Below are 21,659 nucleotides of genomic sequence, written 5' to 3'. Positions count from 1 at the left end.
AGCTGGCCGGTGTCGGCCAGCCAGGCGGCCATGGCCGTGAGGTCGGTGGGTTTTCCCTGGCCGTGCAGCATCAGGGCGGTGCGGTAAATCTCGCGGTGGGCTCCCAGGTAGAAGGCTTCAGGGCGAAGCACGTCGGCAATGCGGCCGAGGGCGTCGGGATCGAGCAGGATGCCGCCCAGCACCGCTTCCTCCGCCTCCAGGTTCTGGGGCGGGACCTGATCGGGCAGGGCCTCGAAGCGGGCCTCATCCTGGTCCCGGCCGCGGCGGCGAAAGGCCGGGGTCAGGGCGGCGGCGGCCGTTGCTGATCGGTCGCTCCCCTCTCCAGCGGTGTCCCACTCGGGACCTCCATCAGGGGCTGGCAGGGGAACACTCACCATCGGCTGAGGCTAGGTCCGGGCTTGGGAGCACGGGCGATTTGGGTGGCCGCCAAGCAAAACGCCGGCCCACAGGGGACCGGCGCAGACGCTGACCAATCTGAATGGAGCCTGCTCAGTGGCTGACCACTTCCAGGTTGATTTCAGCGGTGACCTCGGGGTGCAGTTTCACCTGCACCTTGTAAGTGCCGGTGCGATGGATCTCGGGAACGGAGATGTCGCGGCGGTCGAGTTCCTTCTTGGTGGCCGCTTCGATCGCTTCGGCCACATCGCCGTTGGTCACGGTGCCGAAAAGCACGTCGTCGCCACCGGTCTGTTTCTTGACGGTGAAGCGGCCGATCGTGGTCAGGGCCGTGCGGAAGGCTTCGGCCTCCTGCTTCAGGGCCGCCTGCCGCTCGGCCTCCTTGGCGCGGCGGTGCTCCACCTGGCGCAGCACGGCGGCCGTGACGGCAACGGCTTTGCTCTGGGGAAGCAGGAAGTTACGGGCGTAACCAGGAGCCACTTCCACCAGGTCACCCTGTTTGCCGAGGCTGTAAACGTCCTCGCTGAGGACGACGGAGACGCGCTTGGCCATGGAAACAGAACGGCGGGAACAAGTAGGGATCGGGCAAGGACCGCCGCTGTGACGGTCCGCATCCTGGAGCGATCAGCGATCCTAGATCACCGCTCGCGTTGCCTTGCCGGCGGCGGAGGGCAGGCGCACCTGGGTGGCCAGGCCCAGGGCCTTCAGCAGGCGGATGTGCTGCCAGGTGAGGTCGAACTGGCGGGCGCCGAAGCCGTGACGGGCCGAATGGGGGAAGGCATGGTGGTTGTTGTGCCAGCCCTCACCGAAGGTGAGCGCAGCAACCCAGGGGTTGTTGCGCGACTCGTCGCCGCTTTCGTGGGACACGCTGCCCCAGCAATGGGTGGCGGAGTTCACCAGCCAGGTGCAGTGGTAGAGCACCACCAGACGCAGGGGGATGCCCCAGAGCACCAGAGCCCAGCCGCCGGCACCGGTGGTGGTGCCGATCCAGAACAGGAGCAGGCCCACAGGGATCTGCAGGAGCAGGAAGTTGGTGTTGAGCCAGCGGTAGTAGGGGTCGCGCTGCAGATCGCCGGTGAGGCGGGGCACCGCGGCCATGGCTGGAATCTCCTCGAACATCCAGCCCATGTGGCTCCACCAGAAACCTTTGTGGCTGTTGTGGTGGTCGGCATCGGTGTCGGAGAACTTGTGGTGGTGGCGGTGCAGTCCGGCCCAGTCGATCGGACCGTGCTGGCAGCTCAGGGCGCCGCAGGTGGCGAAGAACCGCTCAAGCCACTGGGGCACCCGCAGGGCCCGGTGGGCGAGCAGACGGTGATAGCCGAGGGTGACCCCCAGGCAGCCGGTGATCCAGTAGAGGATCAGCATGCTGGCGACGGCTGGCACGCTCCAGAACCGGGGCAGCAGGGCCACCACTGCCAGCGCATGGACCACGGCCATGAAACCGAGCGTGGCCCAGCGGGTCCCCTTGGGCGCCGAGGGAGTGGGTTCACCGCGTCGTGGGCGGTGCAGGGCCTCGGCCCGGGAGAGGGAGAGAGCGGCGGGAGCGAGGCTGGCGACACCGCTGGGCCGGGTTGCTGCAGGCGTTGCCGCAGGCCCGGAGCGGGCCGACGGGGGGGAGGGTCGCCGAACGGTGGCGGTCATGGGGACTGGTTCCTGATCGGTCTTTTAGAATAGTAGCAGTACGAATCCAGATCAGGTGGGATATCAAGCAGATATCGAATCAGGGCGCGAAGCTTTTTCGTATCTGATCAGAGCCTGGCATGAGCGCAACGGCTGGTCCCACCGGGTGCTGCCGGCCCTGGCCGAGGTGCTCGACCTGGGCCGGATCCACAATTCCCAGGTTTCGATGCTGCGCAACCGCAAACTCGCCTCCCCCGGCCCCGAGGTGTTTCTGGCCCTTGGGCGCATCAACCAGTGGCTGGTCGCCGGTGCCGGTGCCCCCGGCGCTCCCCTGGCCGGCCACCCTGACCTGATCGAGGCCCTGGGCCAGGGGGCCCTGCCCCTGCTCAGCGACGACGGGGTGCCCCTGGGGCCCGGCGACCTGCTGGAGATCTTTGTGGGCCTGGTGCCTCCGCCGCGGGCCTTTGATCTGCGCATTGACGAGGACGAGGCCGCTGGCCTCAGCTTTGCCCTGGCGGAGTTGCTTTGCGCCGGGCGGCCTTGGCGGCTCTGCCGTGACCAGGTGCTGGCCGCTTATCCGGCGGCGAAGGCCCAGCGTCGGGATCGCTTCGCGGCGGTGATGAGTGGCCAGCGCGATTACAGCGCCGTCGAGCTCGATGCCGAGCTGATGGACCTGCACCGCACCCTGGTGGGGCTGGGAGTGGCCGCCGAGCAGGAGATCAGCGCTGACCGCTTCCTGGAGGTGCTGCGCCAAAAAGCCCGCCTGCAGCAGCAGACGGGCCGGGAGGATCTGGCCGAAGCGATCCGTCAGGAGCTGGTGGCCGAGGGCAGCGGCTGACCCACATGGGCCACCCGGATCCGTTTGGCCAGCCCCAGGGCGCGCAGCACCTTGATGTGCTGCCAGGTGATGTCGAACTCGAACCAGCGCAGGCCATGGCGGGCGCTGGCGGGGTGGGCGTGGTGGTTGTTGTGCCAGCCCTCGCCGAAGGAGAGGACCGCAACCCACCAGCAGTTGCGCGAGAGGTCGGGGCTGTCGAAGTTGCGGTAGCCGAAGGCGTGGGTGGCGCTGTTCACCAGCCAGGTGACGTGGTAAACGATCGCCAGCCGCAGGGGGATTCCCCAGAGCACCAGCCCCAGGCCGCCTCCGGGTACGCCGGCCCGCTCGCCGTACCACCAGAGAGCGGCACCCAGGGGTACCTGCAGCAGCAGGAACCAGCGGTCGAGCCAGCGGTAGAAAGGATCACGCTGGAGATCGCCGGTGAAGCGAGCCATCTGGCGCACCGCCGGAATGTCGTGCAGCATCCAGTCGCTGTGACTCCACCACAGGCCGCGGCCGGCATCGTGGTGGTCGTTGGGCTGGTCGGAATACTTGTGATGGTGGCGGTGCAGCCCCACCCACTCGATCGGGCCGCTCTGGCAGGCCAGGCTGCCCATCAGCACCAGGGTGCGCTCGAGCCATTTCGGCGCCACGAAGCTGCGGTGAGCCAGCAGGCGGTGCAGCCCCAGGGTCACGCCCAGCACCGTGGTCCAGTAGAGGGCCGCCAGCACCACCACCGCCTGCCAGCTCCAGAAGCGCGGCAACAGGGCGAAGACGGCCCCCACGTGGATCGCCAGCATGAAGCTGGTGGTGCCGAACTTGTACTTGCGTTGGCTGGGGGGAAGTGGCTGACGGCGTCCGCTCACTGAGGCGCGGACGGCGGCGTCCTGATGCTCGGCGGCGTGGCCCCGCAAGGCCTGACCCGCAGACCCGATCTGGGGCAAGGCGGATGCTGGATCTGAAGCGGCAACCAAATGAACTCTCGCGATGGTGGCGCAGGCTTGAGTCCGTCATCTCCCCTGCGGCGGGCGATCCCGTTGCAGGGAACCCATCAGGCTGAGGTGCGACCCTGACCTGGGATGCCGGCTGATATGTAGCCGATGCATCGCGGTGAAATCTAGCGGCGTGATGGAAGCCCCAAGGCAGCATGGCGCCGTGAGCCGGTTTCAGGCCATGACGACAACGGCAACGAGCGCTGGGCCCCACACCGGCTGGGCCCGGGATCGGGTGGCCGCCGCCGCCGAGCGGATCGCTCCGGTGGCCGCGGCACGCACCGCTGCCGTCCAGCCGGCACTGGCGCGGGTCCTCGACGCCTTTGCGGCCGAGCGGCTCGGCACCCACCACTTCGCCTCCGTCAGTGGCTATGGCCACGGCGATCTGGGCCGGGAGGTGCTCGATCGGGTCTTCGCGCGGGTTCTCGGGGCCGAAGCTGCTGCCGTGCGCCTGCAGTTCGTCAGCGGCACCCACGCCATCGCCGCCGCCCTGTTCGGTGTGTTGCGCCCTGGTGATCGCCTGCTCGCCCTCACCGGCCGCCCCTACGACACCCTCGAAGAGGTGATCGGTCTGCGCGGCCGTGGTCAGGGCTCCCTGGCCGAATTCGGCATTGATTACGACGAGCTGCCGCTCACGGCCGCCGGCGCGGTGGATGAGGACGGCCTGGCTGCGGCCCTGGCGTTGCCCACGCGCATGGTGCTGATTCAGCGCAGCTGCGGCTATAGCTGGCGGCCCTCCCTGAGTGTGGGGTCGATCGCCCGTCTCTGCGAGCGGGTGGAGGCCCTTCAGCCCGGCTGCATCCGCTTCGTCGATAACTGCTATGGCGAATTCGTCGAGCCCCTCGAGCCGCCGGCGGTGGGAGCCGACCTGATCGCCGGCTCGCTGATCAAGAATCTCGGCGGCACCATCGCCCCCACCGGCGGTTACGTGGCCGGCCGCGCCGAGCTGGTGGAGCAGGCCTGCTGCCGGCTCACGGCGCCAGGCATCGGCAGCGAGGGCGGCACCGGTTTCGATCTCTATCGCCTGCTGTTCCAGGGGCTGTTCCTGGCGCCCCAGATGGTGTCGGAAGCCCTGATCGGTGCCGAACTCACCGCCGCGGTGTTCAGTGACCTGGACTACGCCGTCCAACCAAGGGTGGGTGAGCACCGCAGCGACCTGATCCAGGCGGTGCGCTTCGGTGCCCCCGAGCCCCTGATCCAGGTGTGCCGGGCCTTCCAGTCGTGCTCGCCGGTGGGGAGCTATCTCGATCCGGTGCCGGCATCGATGCCCGGTTACGCCAGCGAGCTGGTGATGGCCGGCGGCAGCTTCATCGACGGCAGCACCAGCGAGTTCTCTGCTGACGGCCCCCTGCGCGAGCCCTACGTGCTCTTCAGTCAGGGCGGCACCCACCGCAGCCACGTGGCCCTGGCGCTGGAGCGGGCTCTGGCGGCCCTCGGTCCCGGAGGATGCTCCTGAGCACGGCGGCCCCCCGGGAGCCACACTGGACCCAACCGTCTTTCGGTCCGCGATGGCCCTCCAGGTCCCCGACGACTGCCGCTACGCCGACAGCCATGAATACGTGCGCCCGGAGGGGGAGCTGGTGAGGGTGGGGGTGAGTGCCTTCGCCGTCGACCAGCTCGGCGACATCGTCTTTGTGGAACTGCCCGAAACCGGCACTCATCTGGAGCGCGGCAGCAGTTTCGGCACGGTGGAATCGGTCAAGGCCGTCGAGGAGATGTACGCCCCGATCAGCGGCACTGTGGAGCTGCGCAACGAGGCGGTGCTCTCCAGCCCCGAGGAACTGCAGAACGATCCCTATGGGGAGGGGTGGTTGCTGCTGATGCGCCCCAGCGATCCCGCCCAGCTCGACGACCTGCTGGAGCCCGCCAGCTACCGAGCCAAGCTGGAGGGCTCGTGAGCGCTGGCTTGCCAGGGCGAAGTCCCTAGGATCCAGCCTTAAGCCGGACCGGTGGCGTGAGCGTCGAGAGCAGCAGCGACAGCGCCGTGGCCGGCGCCCCCCGGGAATTCTCCCCTTTCCTGCAACGCCATCTGGGCCCATCCGCCGCTGAGCAGGCCCGGATGCTGGAGCGAGTGGGCTGCACCGATCTGGAGGGCTTCGTGGCTGAAGTCGTTCCCGCTGACATCCTGATTCCAGCCAGCGCCGCCGAGCAGGATCTGCCCGCGGGCGTCGGGGAAGCCCAGGCCCTGGCGGAACTGCGCCGGATCGCTTCCCTCAACCAGGTGCGTCGCAGCCTGATCGGCCTGGGGTACTACGGCACCGCCACCCCGGCCCTGATCCAGCGCCATGTGCTGGAGAACCCCTGCTGGTACACCGCCTACACCCCCTACCAGGCGGAGATCGCCCAGGGACGGCTGGAGGCCCTGCTCAATTTCCAGACCCTGATCAGCGAGCTCACGGCCCTGCCGATCGCCAACGCCTCGCTGCTGGATGAGGCCACCGCGGCGGCCGAGGCGATGTCGCTCAGCGCCGGCGCCTGCCGCCGGAGCGAGGCCCGCCGTTTCCTTGTGGATGAGCAGGTGTTTCCCCAGACCCTGGAGGTGCTGCGCACCCGGGCCGAGCCCCTGGGGATCTTGATCGAGACCTTCGATCCAGCCAGGGCTTCTGCAACCAGCAGCAGCGCGGCCACGGCCGCTTCTGGCGATCAGTTCTTCGGCTCCGATGTCTTCGGGGTGCTGCTGCAACTGCCTGGCAGCCGTGGCCGCCTGCTCGATCCCAGCGCCGTGATCGCGGCGGCCCACCAGGTTGGCGCCATGGTCACCGTGGCGATCGATCCCCTGGCCCAGGTGTTGTTGGCCCCTGTGGGCGCCCTCGGTGCCGACATCGCCATCGGCAGCAGCCAGCGCTTCGGGGTGCCCCTGGGCTTCGGTGGACCCCACGCCGCCTTCTTCGCCACCACCGAGGCCCACAAGCGTCAGATCCCTGGCCGCCTGGTGGGTCGCTCGCTCGATGCCGAAGGCCGCCCGGCCCTGCGCCTGGCCCTGCAGACCCGCGAGCAGCACATCCGCCGCGACAAGGCCACCAGCAACATCTGCACCGCCCAGGTGCTGCTGGCGGTGATGGCCGGTTTTTATGCCGTGCACCACGGGCCTGAGGGGCTCAGCGCCATTGCCCGGCGGGTTTTGCGCCTGCGCGCTGCCCTGGCCCTGGGGCTCACCCGCCTCGGCTTCCAGCTCGAGCCCGGCCCCTCTTTCGGCACCCTCAGCGTGCTCACGGCCGAGGCCGCCGCGCTGTTGGAGCGGGCGGAGGTGGCCGGCTTCAACCTCCGGCCGCTCATGGCTCCAGGCGGGCCGCTGGAGGGGGTGGCCCTCAGCCTCGATGAGCGCAGCGATGCCGCCGAGCTCGACCAGTTGCTGGCGCTGTTCGCCGCGGGCGCCGCTTGCGCCGAGGTGCCCTCAACCGCCGCCCTGCTGGCCGAGTTGCCTGATGATCAGGAGCTGCTGGCGGGGTTGCCCCTGCGCGAGTGCCCCTGGTTGCGGCAGGAGGCCTTCCAGCGCTACCGCAGCGAATCTGAGCTGCTGCGTTACATCCAGCGCCTGGCTTCCCGCGATCTCTCCCTGGTTCACGGGATGATCCCGCTGGGGAGCTGCACGATGAAGCTCAACGCCGCCGCCGAGCTGGCTCCGGTGAGCTGGAGTGAGTTCGCCGACCTGCATCCCATGGCGCCGCCCTCCCAGGCCCGGGGGTATGCCCGTCTGATCGCTGATCTGGAGAGCTGGCTGGCGGCGATCACCGGTTTCGCCGGTGTGTCGCTGCAGCCCAATGCCGGCTCCCAGGGGGAATACGCGGGCCTGCTGGTGATCCGCGCCTGGCACCGCAGCCGTGGCGACGGTCACCGCGACATCTGCCTGATCCCCACCAGCGCCCATGGCACCAACCCGGCTAGCGCGGTGATGGCGGGTCTGCGGGTGGTGCCCGTGGCCTGTGACGCCAAGGGCAACATCGACCTGGAGGATCTGGAGGCCAAGGCCCAGACCCACGCCGCCTCCCTGGCGGGGGTGATGGTCACCTACCCCTCCACCCACGGGGTGTTCGAGCCCGGCATCCGCCGACTCTGCGACGTGATCCATCGCCATGGAGGTCAGGTGTATCTCGACGGGGCCAACCTCAACGCCCAGGTGGGCCTGGCCAAGCCGGGCCTCTACGGCGCCGATGTGTGCCACCTCAACCTGCACAAGACCTTCTGCATCCCTCACGGGGGCGGCGGTCCCGGGGTGGGGCCCATCGGGGTGGCCGCTCATCTGGTGCCGTTCCTGCCCGGTCAGGTCCAGGGCATCGGCGCGGTGGCGGCTGCTCGCTGGGGCAGCGCCGGCATCTTGCCGATCAGCTGGATGTACATCCGCATGATGGGTGGCGCCGGCCTGCGCAGGGCGAGCGCCGTGGCCCTGTTAGCGGCGAACGTGATCGCCGAGCGCCTGGAGCCCCATTACCCCGTGCTCTTCCGCGGACCGGGCGGGCGGGTGGCCCATGAGTGCATCCTCGATCTGCGTCCGCTCAAGCGCAGCGCCGGCCTGGAGGTGGATGATCTGGCCAAGCGCCTGATGGACTATGGCTTCCATGCCCCCACCGTGAGCTGGCCCGTGGCCGGCACCGTGATGGTGGAGCCCACGGAGAGCGAATCGCTCGCGGAGATCGATCGCTTCTGCGAGGCCCTGATCGCGATCCGAGCCGAAGCTGCGGCGATCGAGGCCGGCCAGGTGGACCCCCTCGACAACCCGCTCAAGCGTGCGCCCCACACCCTGGCGGCCGTCACCGCCGATGACTGGGGCCGTCCCTACAGCCGGCAGCAGGCTGCTTTCCCCGCCGGGGAGGGCCAGTACGCCACCAAGTTCTGGCCGGCGGTGGCCCGCATCGACAACGCCTACGGCGACAGGAATCTGGTCTGCACTTGCCCATCGGTGGAGGAGCTGGCGGCGGTGTCCCTGGGGTCGGTCCCGGAAGGGGTAGCCACGGCACCAGCCCTGGCTGGCCATGGGCGTTAAGATCCCGCCAAGTTGATCAATCCACAGGTTTTCTTTTGAATCCAGGGGTTGCTTCTTTTCAATGATCTGTGAGAAATGCGGCCGGTAGTTCCGGTTCCGCTGTCCCTTTCGATCCGCCCATAGGCCACGCCGACCCATCCATGAACGGCAACAACGACGACACTTCCGGTCCTGCGGCCATTCGTCGCCTGGTGAGGGCTGATGCCCAGGCGGCCAGCCAGCCGGGTTCGCCGTCCAAGCCGGGTCCGTCCCTGCCGGCCGTGTCCACCGCCCTCGTCCATTCCCATGACAGGGGAGAGATCTTCCGCGAAGAGGGCACCAATGTGTTGCGGGTTCCTTTCGGGGTGCGTCAGGCCAAGCGCCATCGCAGCGAGCGCCCGGAGCGCTGGGCCACCGTGGTGCTGACGTTCCAGGCTGCCGGCGGCCCCACCCCCACGCCGCCGCAGGCGGCCTGAGCCCCTCAGGGGGCTCTGCTCAGGCAGCCCGGGTGAGGCGCCAGTCGACCAGGGCCTTCACGTCCGCCAGAGAGCTGGCAGGGGTGCGGAACGGCAGCACCGGCATCGGGCTGCGCTCAGGCCGCACCAGCCAGGTGAGATCGGCCTGGGGCATCAGCACGAAGCCGCGGTAGCGAACGATCCAGCGCTTGGGTTCCAGGTCGGGGACCACGCGCAGGGCAGGGGCGTAGGGATCGTGGGTCGCCATGACCAGGCGCGCGATGGAACGTCGGAATCCATTGCAGGGGCAGGGCTGATCAGGCGCAGCATCACAGGCTGCCTTTCCGAAAAACGGTCATGATTTGTCATGAATTGCCGGTGGAGCGGTGGAGCCTTCAGAAGCGGGAGCCCGGTTGCTTCAGAAACGCCAGTTCCTCGGTGCTGGAGCTGCGCCCAAGGACTTCGTTGCGGTGGGGGAAGCGCCCGAAACGGGCGATCACATCCCGGTGGCGGCCGGCAAACGCTGTGGTTTCGGCATCACAGAAGCGCTCGAACAGCTTGAGCCCCTGCTCCTGGATCGCCAGGTCCTCGCTGTGCATCAGGGGCATCAGCCAGAACTGGCGCCGCTCGCGCTGGGGTTCGGCTTCGATCCAGCCCATGGCGAGGGCCCGCAGGCTCAGCTCCAGGGCCGCGGCATCCCCGGCGAAAGCCTCGGGCGTCCCGCGCCAGAGCTGTCTCGGCAGCTGGTCGAGCAGCAGCACCAGCGCCAGCGCTGAGTCCGGCTCTTCTGCCCACTGTTGCAACTGCCCGGCCACGGCCCGCTCGCAGAGCACCCCGAAGCGCTCGCGCACCTGCTGATCGAAGTCGGGATCCTTGCGGAACCACTGGACCGGCTGGCACTCCTCGAACCAGAAGTGCAGCAGATCGCCGGCGGCAGGATCGCTCATGCCAGCTCGAACAGCAACAGATCGGTGCCGGCAGCCCTGGCGGTGAGCTTCCCTGATCCCACGGCCAGGAAGCCGAGGCCATCACCGGTCCCCAGGCGCTGGGTCCCATCCGGACCGCTCAGATCCACGGCACCATCGATCAGCTGCAGCCAGGCCTGGCGCCCCGCCGCCAGAGGAAGCTCCAGTCTGACGCCTTCGCCGGGCTGGGCCCGCCACAGCCGCACCGGCCGGTGGATCGCCATGGCGCCCTGAGTCTGCTGGGGATCAAGCAGCAGGGTCCAGTCGTCGCCGAAGCTGAAGGCCTTCTGCTCATAGGCCGGCTTGATGCCGCGGCTGCTGGGCTCGATCCAGATCTGCAGCAGCCGGCAGGGGCTGCCCGATTCATTGATCTCGCTGTGGACCACCCCGGTGCCGGCGCTCATGCGCTGCACCTCCCCCACCCTCAGCACGGCGCCATGGCCCATCGAATCGCGGTGGCTGAGCTCCCCCTCCACCATCACCGTGATGATCTCCATGTCGCTGTGGGGATGCATCCCGAAACCACGGCCCGGGGCGATGGTGTCCTCGTTGATCACCCGCAGGGGGCCGTAGCCCATCCAGGCAGGGTCGTAGTGGTGGCCGAAGCTGAAGGTGTGCCAGCTCTCCAGCCAGTCGAGCCGGCCATGGAAGCGCTCGGCCGCCGGGCGCAGCAGGGTTTCGGTGCGTGGGGTGGTGGTCATGGCAGGGCGGGGTAGTCGGTGTACCCCGCGGGGCCCGGGGTGTAGAAGGTGGCGGGGTCGGGGCTGTTGAGCGGGGCCCCACACCGCAGGCGCTCGGGCAGATCGGGGTTGGCCAGGAAGGCCGTGCCGAAGGCCACCGCGTCGATGGCGCCGGCGGCGATGGCTGCTGTGGCCTCGCTGCCGTCGTACCCCATGTTGGCGATCAGGGTGCCGTTGAAGTGTTCACGCACCGGCGTGAGCAAATCCCCATGCTGCTGGCCGAGGAGATCGCCGCGCATCACATGGAGATACTCCAGACCGCAGCTATTGAGCCGCTCCGCCAGCCAGCGGGTGAGGCCGACCGGATCGGAATCGACCATGGCGTTGTAGCTGTTGAGCGGCGAGATCCGCAGTCCCACCAGCTCCGCTTCCTGGCGCACCGCCTCGATCACCTCGAGCACCAGGCGGGCCCGGTTCTCGATCGGACCGCCATAGGGGCCAGCGCGGCGGTTGCTCCCGTCGCGCAGGAATTCATCGAGCAGATAGCCGTTGGCGCCATGCACCTCCACACCGTCGAAACCGGCGGCGATGGCGTTGCGGGCAGCCTGGCGGAACCCTGCCACGATGGCGGGCAGCTCAGCGTCGGCCAGCTCCCGCGGCACCACGTAGGGCTTCTTGCCCTCTGGGGTGTGGATCTCATCGCCGCTGATGGCGATCGGGCTGGGGGCCACCGGCTGCCGGCCGCCGTTGAGGAGCGGGTGGCAGGCCCGTCCCCCGTGCCAGAGCTGCAGCACGATGCGGCCTCCCGCCGCGTGAACCGCGTCGGTGGTGAGCGTCCAGCCGTCGACCTGGGCTTGGGAATGGATGCCCGGCTCACGGATGAACGACGACTCCCCCTCCATCACCATCGTGGCCTCGGCGATGATCAGCCCAGCCGAAGCCCGCTGGGCGTAGTACTCCGCCATCAGCGGGCCGGGCACATGGCCCACCTCGGCCCGTGAACGGGTGAGGGGCGCCATCAGTACCCGGTTGGGCAGCTCCAGGGGGCCGAGCCGCAGGGGAGTGAACAGGTCGGCCATCGGGGGAACGTGAGGATGTCAGAGATGAGTGCGGCGCTCGGGAGCAGCCGGCGATCGAGTCAGGACAGGGATCAGGCCGCCAGCAGCTGAGGCTCGCGGTAGGGCTCGAAGCTGGCCTTGCGGACCCCGCAGATCGGGCATTCCCAGTCGTCGGGGATGGCCTCGAAGGGGGTGCCGGCGGCGATGCCGGAGTCGGGATCGCCGATGGCGGGGTCGTAGATCATCGAGCAGACCTTGCAGATCCAGAGGCCGGGCAGCGGCTCACTGGCCTCACCGGCCTTGCCCTCTCCCGTTAGAGACTTCAGGGCGATGCCGTAGCGGTCGGCATGGTGGTGCTCGATGGGGGTGAGGAAGCCGAAGTTGCTGGCGGCCTTGCGGAAGATTCCGGCGTGGTCCTTCGATTCGGCGATCTGCTCGTTGAACTCGGCTTCTGCCGTGGCATCGCGTTCGGAGCGGGCGGCGGCGGCGAACTCCGGATACATGGTGGTGTACTCGTAGGTTTCGCCTTCGATCGCCAGTTCCAGGCAGCGGGCGAGCACCGCCTGCTTCTGCTCGTCGCTGAGGGCGGCGGGATCTTCCACCACCAGCTCGGGATGGAGCAGGCGGAAATGGGCGAAGGCGTGCTCGGTCTCCTGGTTGGCGGTGTCGCGGAAGAGGCGGGCCAGCTCGGCGTTGCCCAGCTTCTTGGCCACATCGGCGAAGAAGAGGTATTTGCGGTTGGCCATGCTCTCGCCGCCGAAGGCGGCTTCGAGGTTGGCGCTGGTGACGGGGTTGGAGAGATCCATGGACACAGAGAAGCGGGTTGACCAGCCTCCCTAGATCATAGCACTAAGTCGGACTGAGTATGAGTTAGCGGGATCAGTAGTTGGCCCCGCTGCGCCGCTTGTGCACCGCTGTGGTGCCGGAGGGATCCAGCAGGGCGCCGTGGCTCACTTCGGCGTAGATCAGCCAGTGATCCCCGCACTCCATCCGCTGGCTCACCCGGGCCTCCAGCCAGGCCAGGGCCTCCGGCAACACAGGCTGGCCCCCTGGGCTGCTCTCCAGCTCCAGCCCCGCGAAGCGGTCGGCGCCGGGGGGAAAGGGCTGCAGGAACTGCTTCATCGGCCCGCTTTCCCGCCCGGCGGCCAGCACGTTGAGGGCGAACGCATCGCCCACATGCAGCAGGGCCTCAACGGCGCGGTCCCTGGCCACCGCCACCGTGAAGCCCGGCGGGCTGAAGCTGGCCTGGCTGACCCAGCTGGCCACCATTGCTCCCGCCAGGGCGTTCTCTCCCTCCCCCTTGCGTGTGGTCAGGACACAGAGGGAGCCCACCACGCGCCCAAGCGCCAGCACCGCCGGGTTGCTGCGGCTTTCGCTCAGGCCACCGGCGGCCACCCGCTTCTGGCGCTTCTGGCGCTGTTGAAGCTCTCGCCCCAGGGCCGTGCCGGTTTCCTCCAGCCGTTTGAGGGTGGCACCATCGGGGCTGAACTTCACCCGGATCGGCTCGAAGGCGAAGCGGAAGCCGCCGTCGCGCAGCTTGCTCTCGAGCAAATCGATGGCCTCGCCACTCCAGCCGAAGCTGCCGAACACGCCCACCGGCTTCTCGCGGTCGCCCTCCGCCAGCAGGGTGCCCAGGGCCGAGACGATCGGCGTGGGGGCATGGCCCCCGAGGGTGGGGGAGCCGATCATCAGCGCGTCGCAGCCCCGGATCGTCTGCAGCAGCTGCTCGGGAGGGGCGAATTCACAGTTCAGGCTCTCGACCCGGACCCCCGTGCGCGCCACCCCCTGGGCCAGGGCGTCAGCGATGGCGGCGGTGTTGCCGTAGGCGCTGGCATAGAGCAGGGCCACCGAGAGCTGGGCCTTCTCCTGGCTCTCGCCCCAGCGGCGGTAGTCGGCCAGCAGGCTGCGCCAGCTTTCGCTGATTGCCGGGCCATGGCCCGGCGCGATTGTGCGGATCGGCAGTTCATCGAGGCGGTCGACCACTGTTTCCACCTGGCGCGCCATCGGCGCCATCAGGCAGTCGTAGAAGTAGCGGCGATCCTCCTCCGTGCTGTCGCGGTTGGCCTCGGCCCAGCTCTCGCTGCAAAGGTGGGCGGCGAAGAACTTGCCGCTCATCAGAAGACCGGTGCGTTCCTAGAAAGCCACCAGGGCGTTGGGCCAGCGGGGGGTGCGGGTGGGAATCAGGCTGAGCCGGTACCCGTTCGCCAGCTCCCGGCTCACTTCCTGCTTGATCACATCGATCGGCGGCAGGGGCGGCAGCGGGGGCTCGTCGATCGCATCGGCGGCTGTGGGCCTGCGCTGGCTCCAAAGCTCATCGAGTAGCCTGGCGCCGGCGTTGGAGGCCACCAGCATCAGGGCCGGCCAGCGCAGCGCCAGCTCCCGCAGCAGCGTCACCCGGTTGGGGTTGAGGTGACCGACCACAACCTTCAGGGCCGCGTCGCTGGGCACCAGCTCACTGAGCTGCTCCAGGAACGGCTCCGAAAACGAGGCCCCCGGCGGATGCACCAGCACCGGGGGGATCGGGGCGCCACCTGTGCTGCTGCCGGCCTCGAACAGAAACGCATTGGCGGTGGTGCCCCGCTCCAGGCCGTATTCCACCTCGAAGCGCAGACGCTTGGGGCTGAGGCCCCGCAGGCAGATCAGTCCCGGCTCGATCGGCAGCAGGATGACGCGGCGGTCACGGGTCATGGGTGAGGGCGGGTGAGGGGACGGCTGGTATCGAGGGAGGGTTCGAGCAGGGCGAGGAAGCGGTCCTGCAGGGCAAGGACGGCAACGCTGGAGAGATGGTCCGTGTCCCTCAGCAAGGAGGACAGCGAGGCGTTGTCGCACTCGCCCGGACAGAGGATCGGGATGGGATCGACAAAGCGGATGCGCGGCGAGAGCCTGGATTTGAGAACGGCATTCATGGCACGGGCATGGCCGAGTTGTCGCACCACCTGCCGCTCACAGTTCCTCACCGCCTGCAGGCTGAACCATTCCTGAAAGCAGAGGTCGTAATCGGGATTGCGTGGGGTGGCACCGAGCAACACGGTCTGCAGGCCCCGATCTGAGGCTTTGGCGGCGAAGGCCTCGAGGGCCTCGAGATACTGGGAGGCCTTGGCCGGACCACGGTTGAGGGGCACACCTCTGGAGTCCACAAAGCTGTCGCGGGTGTCCTTGAGCTTGGAGCGATCTCCCAGATAGCTCAGCCAGTAGCCCACCACCACCACCACATCCCCGGCCCGGGCCTGGTCGAGAAGATAGGTTTGCGACAGCTGCAGGAAACGGTTGCAGTCGGGGTTGGTGGTGCCAAAGCGGGTGGCCGGGAATGGGCATCCGGGCCTGCCGAAGAGCGTGATCCCATAGAGGCCTGTGGCGAAGAGCCGGTCGGCCAGGGGCGATAAGGCCATGGCATGGCTGTCACCCACCACAAAGATGTGACGGGCCGCCGGCTGCGGTGGCTGGCCAGCGGCCGCAGCAGGGGGGAGGCCCGTGCAGCTTTCGGCATAGGCCGCAAAGGAGGCGGCACTGGCCAGCACGGTCGCGTCCTTGCTGTCGGAGGCACAATTCGGTGGATTGATCTCCGTGCCCCTCACCTGCAGGGGGCCGCCGTCGCGGATGCCATCCACCAGGGTGCGATCGCCCAGATAGGCCCTGCCGCTCAAGGGGCTGCTCAGGGCCCAGAGAGGAAGGGCGGTGAGCACGGCGCCGAGCAGGCCGAGGCCGAGGGTGATGCGCTGATCGATCGACCAGCGGGCCTGGCGCAGAGGGGTTTCGATGTAGCGCAGGGTGAGTGTGGCGAGCAGCAGGATCAGGGCGATCTGGATCGGAATCGTCCACCACTGAATGCCGATCGTTCTGCGGCTGATGGCCAGCACACTCCAGTGCCAGAGGTAGAGCGAATACGACAGGACGCCGAGCCGCACCAGCCAGGGCGTGGCCAGCCAGAGTTGAGGGCGACTGCCTGGCCGCAGCGTGGCGATCAGCAGCGTCGTCAGTAGCACAACCGAGATCGTTGCCACCACTTGAAACTCCCGAGGCAGCAGCGCCAACGGCAGCAGCAGGCCCAGGGCCGGCAGGGGCGAGAGCCGCCCGAAGAATCTCGCCCCTCTTGTGGAGCCCAGCAGCAGAACCAGCAGACCGCCAGCCCCCAGCTCCCAGAAGCGGGTCGGCATCAGGAAGTAGGCGGCGGAGGGATCCCGTTCACTCAGGGCGATGAAGGCCAGCAGGGACGCCCCGCTGAGCGTGGCGATGACCCAGATGAGCGACCTGGAGCTGCGCCGGTCAGCGACGAGGGAGCCGTAGAGCAGGATCACCAGCGGAAACAGCAGATAGAACTGCTCCTCCACCCCCAGCGACCAGGTGTGGGTGAAGGCGTTGAGCTCGGTGGATCGGGCGAAGTAATCCGTCGCCTGGCTCTGCAAATAGATGTTGGACACGCCGAACAGTGCCGTGATCCCGGTGGTTAGGGAGACGGCTGAATGGCGATCGAAGAGCGCGATGAACAGGCTGGTCACGGCGACGCAGACCAGCAGGGCCGGCAGCAGGCGCTTGATGCGGCGGCTGTAGAACTCCAGCAGAAAGCCGCTCGGCCGCGGCTGCGCCTCTGCCCGTGTCAACGACGCGGTGATGAAGAAGCCGGAGATGACAAAAAAGATGTCGACGCCGAGGTAGCCGCTGGGCAGGAGCCTCTGATCGAAGTGATTGATGATCACCGCGACGACCGCCAGCGCTCTCAGCCCATCGATCTCCGGCCGGTAGGTGCTGGAGCCGGCGGCGCTGTTGGCCATGGAGTGGGTGAGGAGCGGCTGCAGATTTGGCTCAGTAATGGTTGCCCACCTTGCGGTGGTGCACGGCGGTGGTGGCTTCACTGTCGGCCACGGTGCCCTCCTCCACCTCGGCGTAGATGATCCAGTGGTCGGGGCCCTCCATGCGCTGGACCACCCGGCAACCCAGGAAGGCCAGGGCATCCCCCAGCACCGGACCGCCCGCGGACACCCCATCAAGGGTGGAGACACCGGAGAAGCGATCGGCCCCGGGCGGGAAGCGCTTGAGGAAGTGCCGCAGCAGCTCCTGGTGGTTGTCCTCGCGCAGGACGTTGAGCACGAAGCGGTCGCCCACCTGCATCAGGGCCTCGATGGCCCGGTCCTTGGCCACGGCGATCGAGAGGCCCGGCGGTTCAAAGCTGGCCTGGCTCACCCAGCTGGCCACCATGGCGCTGCTGCGCTCCCCCTGGCGGGCGGTGACGATGTAAAGCCCGCCGCTGAGGCGCCCGAGGGCCTTGTCGAGGTCGCCATCGAGCGATTTCATCGCGGCGATCGTGCGGGCGCGGGTGAGCAGCTGGCCCAAGTCGGTGCCGGCCTCTTCGCAGCGCTGGTAGTCGTTGCCGTCGGGCACCTGGCGAATGCGCAGCGGCTCAAAGGCCTCTTTCTGTCCCACGCTGCGCAGCTGGGCGGCGACGCTGTCGATCGGCTGGTCGTTGCCGCCGTAGGCGTCGTAGACCGCCACCCATTGCTTGGGTTTGAGGGCCGCCAGCAGGGTGCCGATCGACTGCTGCAGCTCCGGATCGGCCTTGGCCGGCCAGGTGGGAACCACCACGGCGCTGGCCTCGCCCACCAGGGCCGCCAGTTCCTGGGCGTCGGTGGCGCGCAGATCCACCAGCTGCACCTGGGCCTCGGCCTTGCCGATGCCGCGGGCGATGGCCTGGCTGAGCCGGTCACAGAAGCCGTACTGGCTCACGTAGCAGACCGCGGCGTAGGTTTCGCCGGCGCTGCGCTGGCTGCTCCAGTCGCGGTAGTCGCCGGTCCAGAGGCCGAGGTGATCGCGCAGCAGCGGGCCATGGCCGGTGGCGATCATCCGGATCGGCGGCAGGGCATCCATGCGCTTGAGGGCTTGCAGCACGCTGCGGGCGTTGGGGCCCATCAGGCAGTCGTAATAGAAGCGGAAGTCGGGGGCAATGGCGCCGGGATCGACATCGAAGATGTCGTCGCCGCAGTAATGCAGACCGAAGGCATCGCAGGTGAAGAGGATGCCCGTGCCGTGATCGAAGGAGAAGATCGTGTCGGGCCAGTGCAGGTTGGGGGCGCTCAGAAACTCGAAACGGTGCTGCACCCCGCTGCTGGGATTGACGCCCAGATCGAGTTCCTCACCGCTCTTCACCGCCCGGCTGCGGAAGGGCCTGTGCACCTGATCGGCGAGAAATTGGATCGCCACTTTCGAGGCCACGATCTCGATCTCGGGATTGCGCTCCAGCAGGTGGCCGATCAGGCCGGAGTGGTCGGGCTCGGTGTGGGACACGATCAGGTGATCGATGGCCAGCGGATCGATCTGCTCCTCCAGCAGGGGCAGCCAGGTGTCGGCGAATTTGAGGTGACTGGTGTCGATCAGGGCGGTGCGCTCACCGCGCACCAGGAAGGCGTTGTAAGTGGTGCCGTTGCGCAGGCCGAACTCGATGTCGAAGCGGCTGCGGTCCCAGTCGAGCGAGCGGATGGTGGTGGTATCGGCTCCGATCTCTGCGGATTGGAGGGAGAGGCGGGGTGGTGCAGCGGTGGCGACGGTCATCGACGGCGTCTGCGAGGGCGTCGACTCTAGAAACACCATCGGAATTTCTTTGGCTGCAGTGGCGCCCAAGGCTGTCTGGGCCGATTCGGCCATCTGATGGCAGGCATAGGCAGGGCTTGGGCCACGGGCAGGCCCCAAGGCCAGCCGTCAAGGGAGCCCGCAGGCGCTGCGGCGGCTGATGATTCAGTGCTTCTCTCACTGAATCATCAGATAACCCAAGCTTATCTTTGGGATTTGCAACTCTTTGCGCCGCGCGCACCCAGCGCCTTCGCTTTGGAATTACCGTCTCTCAGACTTTATTGTTACCAAACATGGCTGCCCGTTGAGAGCGCTCGGTCGTTCCTGGTGATTCGGTTTGGCTCCGTCATCCAGATCCTCAGGTCATCAAGGCAAGACTCCCTTGAAACTCGTCTCGAGTTTTGTCGGCTGCCTTGAAACTGCTATCCCACTCCCTTCCCATTCGGCCCAGAACCCACGATCCTTTTCTGAAATCTATTCGCGATCTGGACTTTTCATCCGAACAGTCTCAGCTCATGAATGACGCGCAGCAGCCGCAGCCGTCAGCACTCGTTCTTGAACTGGTCGAAAGATCGTCGCAGCTATCGCCAGTACCCAGCGAGAGGTCTGTTTATCGCCCCTTCGGGCCTCTCATTTTCAGGCATCCGCAAAGGCTGGATTCCGTCTATCTGGCTACAGCCTTGACCCGAAGGCGTGCCCTCACTCCTGATCTCTCAGCGGCCTAAGTCATCAACACAACATGAGGATCTGACTTGTCTGAATTCATCACACTTTTCATCAAGCAGCTTCAGTCTCCAACACTTGGCTTCCTGATCGGAGGCATGGTCGTCGCCTCATTCGGCAGCCAGCTGGCCATACCAGATTCCATCTACCGGTTCATCACTTTCTTCCTGCTGCTGAAGATCGGATTGACCGGTGGCATCGCAATTCGCAATTCCAACCCCGCCGAGATTTTCCTCCCGGCACTCGCGGCTGTGGCGCTTGGCATCGTGATCGTGTTCATCGGTCGTTACACCCTGGGCAAACTGCCAGGTATCAACGTGCCTGACGCCGTTGCCACAGGTGGTCTGTTCGGCGCGGTGAGTGGCTCCACTCTGGCCGCTGTTCTGCCGCAGCTGGATACCGCCAAGATCCCCTATGAGGCCTGGACGGCGGCCCTCTATCCCTTCATGGACATCCCGGCCCTGGTGACGGCGATCGTTGTGGCCAGCGTCTACCTCAGCAAGAAGACCGGTAAGGCTGCCGAGAAAGTCGAGATCTGGTCGATCATCAAGGAAAGCGTGCAGAGCTCCGCCGTCACGTCGCTGCTTCTGGGTGTGGCCCTTGGCATTCTCACCAAGCCAGAGCCCGTCTATGAGAGCTTCTTCAATCCTCTGTTCCGCGGCTTCCTATCGATTCTGATGATCATCATGGGGATGGAGGCCGCCCAGCGCATGAATGAGCTGCGCAAGGTTGCCCAGTGGTTTGCCATCTATGCTTTCTTCGCACCCATCCTTCATGGTTTTCTGGCATTCGGTCTTGGCCTTGTCATTCACAAGATCACGGGCTTCAGCATCGGTGGCGCTGTCGTGCTGGCGGTGATCGCCGCGTCGAGCTCGGATATCTCCGGCCCGCCGACCCTTCGCGCTGGCATTCCCTCGGCGAATCCCTCCGCCTACATCGGCGCCTCCACGGCCATCGGCACTCCGGTGGCGATCGCCATCTGCATCCCTCTGTTCATTGGGATTGCTCAGATGATCGGTGGTTAAGCTTTTAAAATCAAAACCAATCGCAAGTTAAAATCATGAGTCAACAGGTCTGGAAGCTGGTGATCGTTGGGGAGGAAATCCTCTCCAAGAAACTCATCAAGCTCATAAAGGCGGCCGGCGCGACCGGTTACACCGTGAATGCAGCTGGAGGCGAAGGCAGCCGCAATGTGCGCTCCACGGGAGATCCAGTCGTCTCGCATACTCTCTCCAATGTGAAAATCGAGGTGCTCACAGGCACCCGCGAGCTGGCCGACAAGATCACCAACGAGATTGCAGCCAAGTTTTACGCGGACTACTCGATCATCACCTACATCTACCAGGTGGAAGCTCTGCGCGATCACAAGTTCTGATCTGATCAGAGTTGATCTGATCAGATTGGCGATAGGCATCTCGGCTGTGTGCTTGCGCATGGCCGAATTTTTTTGTTTCAGGTTGTCTTGAAGGCGACGGGCCCCGCATCGGCGGTGGTGATGTTCAGGGATTGCACAGCGGGCAGTGCTGTGGTTCCGCCTCGGCTAACCCATCGGGGCGGGGGCGTACCTCGCTGTGGGAGCAGCTGACGCAGCCGAAGCGCTCGGCGCGCGCCAGGGATGTGGGCCTGCTGCACCAGCCGCAGGGAAGGCCAGGCACCACCTCCACCCGCCCCCAGCCCGGAGCGCCGCAGGCAAGGCAGGGGGTGGAGATCCGTCTGGCCAGCCTGGCGGCCAGGGTGCGCAGGCAGGCCATGCGGGTGGGGTTGCGGTGGGCGCGCATGTCGGTCTCCAGCAGGGCCCGGCCATTGCTCGAGCCGGCGGCGGCTGCACCGATCGCCCCAGCCAGCTGCTGCTGATCCGCCAGATCCTTGAAGAGCAGATCCTGGGCGCCTGTGCAGGGTTGCTCGGGGCGCACGATCAGGCCATGGGCGGGGAAGCCCACCCGTTGCGGCCATCCCTCCAGCTCCGCCAGCGCAGTGGCGCTGCGGTGATCGAAATTGGTGCGCCTGGCGATCAGCCGCTCCCAGATCTCCAGGCTGCGCTCCTGATCCAGGAACACCATCAGCTCCAGGCCTGCCGCCAGGAAGGGCAGGCTGGGGTGGGCGCCGAAGCTGCCCTCACTGGCCAGGCCGAGCGGCAGGCCCAGCCTCTCCATGCCCAGTTGGGCCTTGCGGCGGCAGGCCTGCTCAGGGCCGCCCGTGCGTGGCACCCGTCCGTCGAAGCTGCCCAGCTGGTCTGTGTCCAGCCCAGCCGGGAGCTCCAGCTCCAGACCGAGCAGGGCGCCGAAGGGGCGAGCGAAGGCCCTCTCCTTGCCGTGCATGGTGGCCAGGGCGGCCCTGGCCCCGAAGTAACGCTCCATGACGGCTGGGGGATTCCAGGCGGAACCCAGGACAGATGGCGGAACAAATCTAAGTAAATGCCGGCCAATCCAGAGCCG

The 21,659-nt window shown here is 67.2% G+C and carries 19 protein-coding genes and 1 pseudogene; 7 read left to right on the top strand and 13 right to left on the bottom strand.

Annotated elements, in window-relative coordinates:
- The 3 genes from KBY78_RS01140 to KBY78_RS01130 all read right to left on the bottom strand — a co-directional run.
- Positions 1 to 377, bottom strand: a 377-nt coding sequence (locus KBY78_RS01140) for a DnaB-like helicase N-terminal domain-containing protein (protein WP_315856620.1), incomplete at its 3' end; no start/stop codon positions are given.
- A 112-nt stretch (positions 378 to 489) separates the two neighbouring features.
- Positions 490 to 948: a 50S ribosomal protein L9 gene (rplI, locus tag KBY78_RS01135; protein WP_006172571.1), complete on the bottom strand. Its 459-nt coding sequence runs from the start codon at positions 946 to 948 to the stop codon at positions 490 to 492.
- Between the two features lie 81 nt (positions 949 to 1,029).
- Positions 1,030 to 2,037 carry a fatty acid desaturase gene (locus KBY78_RS01130; protein ID WP_255141973.1) on the bottom strand — a complete coding sequence of 336 codons (1,008 nt, stop codon included), beginning with the start codon at positions 2,035 to 2,037 and terminating at the stop codon, positions 1,030 to 1,032.
- A 55-nt stretch (positions 2,038 to 2,092) separates the two neighbouring features.
- On the opposite strand from KBY78_RS01130, the gene KBY78_RS01125 reads away from it, so the two are divergent.
- A complete protein-coding gene (locus tag KBY78_RS01125; protein ID WP_006172569.1) occupies positions 2,093 to 2,854 on the top strand; it encodes a hypothetical protein in 762 nt (253 codons plus the stop codon).
- On the opposite strand, the gene KBY78_RS01120 is transcribed toward KBY78_RS01125, so the two are convergent.
- The gene (locus KBY78_RS01120; protein ID WP_399215076.1) at positions 2,824 to 3,747 is read right to left on the bottom strand and encodes an acyl-CoA desaturase; all 924 of its coding nucleotides are present in this window, start codon (positions 3,745 to 3,747) and stop codon (positions 2,824 to 2,826) included. The two genes, KBY78_RS01125 and KBY78_RS01120, sit on opposite strands and share 31 nt — an antisense overlap.
- Positions 3,748 to 4,006: 259 nt before the next feature.
- On the opposite strand from KBY78_RS01120, the gene KBY78_RS01115 reads away from it, so the two are divergent.
- The 4 genes from KBY78_RS01115 (at position 4,007) to KBY78_RS01100 (ending at position 9,261) form a co-directional block, all read left to right on the top strand.
- Positions 4,007 to 5,281, top strand: coding sequence for a methionine gamma-lyase family protein (locus tag KBY78_RS01115; RefSeq protein ID WP_255141971.1), 1,275 nt, complete (start codon positions 4,007 to 4,009; stop codon positions 5,279 to 5,281).
- Positions 5,282 to 5,333: 52 nt separating this feature from the next.
- Positions 5,334 to 5,723 (top strand): glycine cleavage system protein GcvH, encoded by a 390-nt coding sequence (gene gcvH / locus KBY78_RS01110; RefSeq protein ID WP_255141970.1) that lies wholly within the window; start codon positions 5,334 to 5,336, stop codon positions 5,721 to 5,723.
- Positions 5,724 to 5,779: 56 nt separating this feature from the next.
- A complete protein-coding gene (gcvP, locus tag KBY78_RS01105) occupies positions 5,780 to 8,806 on the top strand; it encodes an aminomethyl-transferring glycine dehydrogenase (RefSeq protein ID WP_255141969.1) in 3,027 nt (1,008 codons plus the stop codon).
- Between the two features lie 140 nt (positions 8,807 to 8,946).
- The gene (locus KBY78_RS01100; RefSeq protein WP_006172564.1) at positions 8,947 to 9,261 is read left to right on the top strand and encodes a hypothetical protein; all 315 of its coding nucleotides are present in this window, start codon (positions 8,947 to 8,949) and stop codon (positions 9,259 to 9,261) included.
- 19 nt (positions 9,262 to 9,280) lie between these two features.
- Here KBY78_RS01100 and KBY78_RS01095 read toward each other — a convergent pair whose 3' ends face one another.
- The 8 genes and pseudogenes from KBY78_RS01095 to KBY78_RS01055 all read right to left on the bottom strand — a co-directional run bounded on the left by KBY78_RS01095 (position 9,281) and on the right by KBY78_RS01055 (position 18,483).
- A complete protein-coding gene (locus KBY78_RS01095) occupies positions 9,281 to 9,508 on the bottom strand; it encodes a hypothetical protein (protein WP_197167596.1) in 228 nt (75 codons plus the stop codon).
- 127 nt (positions 9,509 to 9,635) lie between these two features.
- Positions 9,636 to 10,187, bottom strand: a complete 552-nt coding sequence (locus KBY78_RS01090; protein WP_255141967.1) for a DUF924 family protein — start codon at positions 10,185 to 10,187, stop codon at positions 9,636 to 9,638.
- Entirely contained in the window at positions 10,184 to 10,906 is a 723-nt protein-coding gene (locus KBY78_RS01085) for a pirin-like bicupin family protein (RefSeq protein ID WP_255141966.1), read from the bottom strand. The genes KBY78_RS01090 and KBY78_RS01085 overlap by 4 nt, the downstream gene beginning before the upstream one ends.
- Positions 10,903 to 11,964 (bottom strand): alkene reductase, encoded by a 1,062-nt coding sequence (locus KBY78_RS01080; protein ID WP_255141965.1) that lies wholly within the window; start codon positions 11,962 to 11,964, stop codon positions 10,903 to 10,905. The genes KBY78_RS01085 and KBY78_RS01080 overlap by 4 nt, the downstream gene beginning before the upstream one ends.
- Positions 11,965 to 12,035: 71 nt before the next feature.
- Positions 12,036 to 12,749, bottom strand: coding sequence for a rubrerythrin family protein (locus tag KBY78_RS16225; RefSeq protein ID WP_315856619.1), 714 nt, complete (start codon positions 12,747 to 12,749; stop codon positions 12,036 to 12,038).
- A 73-nt stretch (positions 12,750 to 12,822) separates the two neighbouring features.
- Positions 12,823 to 14,631, bottom strand: a pseudogene (locus KBY78_RS01065) (diflavin flavoprotein).
- A complete protein-coding gene (locus KBY78_RS01060) occupies positions 14,628 to 16,712 on the bottom strand; it encodes an acyltransferase family protein (protein WP_255141964.1) in 2,085 nt (694 codons plus the stop codon). Before KBY78_RS01060 ends, KBY78_RS01065 begins: the two are co-directional and overlap by 4 nt.
- Positions 16,713 to 16,743: 31 nt before the next feature.
- Positions 16,744 to 18,483 (bottom strand): diflavin flavoprotein, encoded by a 1,740-nt coding sequence (locus KBY78_RS01055; protein WP_255141963.1) that lies wholly within the window; start codon positions 18,481 to 18,483, stop codon positions 16,744 to 16,746.
- Between the two features lie 770 nt (positions 18,484 to 19,253).
- Here KBY78_RS01055 and KBY78_RS01050 point away from each other — a divergent pair.
- The gene (locus tag KBY78_RS01050; protein WP_255141962.1) at positions 19,254 to 20,249 is read left to right on the top strand and encodes a sodium-dependent bicarbonate transport family permease; all 996 of its coding nucleotides are present in this window, start codon (positions 19,254 to 19,256) and stop codon (positions 20,247 to 20,249) included.
- 35 nt (positions 20,250 to 20,284) lie between these two features.
- Positions 20,285 to 20,599 (top strand): P-II family nitrogen regulator, encoded by a 315-nt coding sequence (locus KBY78_RS01045; RefSeq protein ID WP_255141961.1) that lies wholly within the window; start codon positions 20,285 to 20,287, stop codon positions 20,597 to 20,599.
- 124 nt (positions 20,600 to 20,723) lie between these two features.
- On the opposite strand, the gene KBY78_RS01040 is transcribed toward KBY78_RS01045, so the two are convergent.
- Positions 20,724 to 21,581, bottom strand: coding sequence for a DUF6671 family protein (locus KBY78_RS01040; RefSeq protein ID WP_255141960.1), 858 nt, complete (start codon positions 21,579 to 21,581; stop codon positions 20,724 to 20,726).
- Positions 21,582 to 21,659 lie beyond the last annotated feature (78 nt).

The organism is Synechococcus sp. EJ6-Ellesmere (genome assembly GCF_024345875.1).
Taxonomy (GTDB): Bacteria; Cyanobacteriota; Cyanobacteriia; order PCC-6307; family Cyanobiaceae; genus Regnicoccus_A; species Regnicoccus_A antarcticus.
This window is presented reverse-complemented; position numbering and strand designations above follow the sequence as displayed.

What these genes read in the sequence shown, in the direction of transcription:
- KBY78_RS01080 (WP_255141965.1), bottom strand. Translation starts at nt 11,964, where the DNA reads ATGGCCGACCTGTTCACTCCCCTGCGGCTCGGCCCCCTGGAGCTGCCC.
- KBY78_RS01095 (WP_197167596.1), bottom strand. Translation starts at nt 9,508, where the DNA reads ATGGCGACCCACGATCCCTACGCCCCTGCCCTGCGCGTGGTCCCCGAC.
- KBY78_RS01085 (WP_255141966.1), bottom strand. Translation starts at nt 10,906, where the DNA reads ATGACCACCACCCCACGCACCGAAACCCTGCTGCGCCCGGCGGCCGAG.
- gcvH (WP_255141970.1), top strand. Translation starts at nt 5,334, where the DNA reads ATGGCCCTCCAGGTCCCCGACGACTGCCGCTACGCCGACAGCCATGAA.
- KBY78_RS01045 (WP_255141961.1), top strand. Translation starts at nt 20,285, where the DNA reads ATGAGTCAACAGGTCTGGAAGCTGGTGATCGTTGGGGAGGAAATCCTC.
- KBY78_RS01090 (WP_255141967.1), bottom strand. Translation starts at nt 10,187, where the DNA reads ATGAGCGATCCTGCCGCCGGCGATCTGCTGCACTTCTGGTTCGAGGAG.
- KBY78_RS01100 (WP_006172564.1), top strand. Translation starts at nt 8,947, where the DNA reads ATGAACGGCAACAACGACGACACTTCCGGTCCTGCGGCCATTCGTCGC.
- rplI (WP_006172571.1), bottom strand. Translation starts at nt 948, where the DNA reads ATGGCCAAGCGCGTCTCCGTCGTCCTCAGCGAGGACGTTTACAGCCTC.
- KBY78_RS01055 (WP_255141963.1), bottom strand. Translation starts at nt 18,483, where the DNA reads ATGACCGTCGCCACCGCTGCACCACCCCGCCTCTCCCTCCAATCCGCA.
- KBY78_RS16225 (WP_315856619.1), bottom strand. Translation starts at nt 12,749, where the DNA reads ATGGATCTCTCCAACCCCGTCACCAGCGCCAACCTCGAAGCCGCCTTC.
- KBY78_RS01060 (WP_255141964.1), bottom strand. Translation starts at nt 16,712, where the DNA reads ATGGCCAACAGCGCCGCCGGCTCCAGCACCTACCGGCCGGAGATCGAT.
- KBY78_RS01040 (WP_255141960.1), bottom strand. Translation starts at nt 21,581, where the DNA reads ATGGAGCGTTACTTCGGGGCCAGGGCCGCCCTGGCCACCATGCACGGC.
- KBY78_RS01115 (WP_255141971.1), top strand. Translation starts at nt 4,007, where the DNA reads ATGACGACAACGGCAACGAGCGCTGGGCCCCACACCGGCTGGGCCCGG.
- KBY78_RS01130 (WP_255141973.1), bottom strand. Translation starts at nt 2,037, where the DNA reads ATGACCGCCACCGTTCGGCGACCCTCCCCCCCGTCGGCCCGCTCCGGG.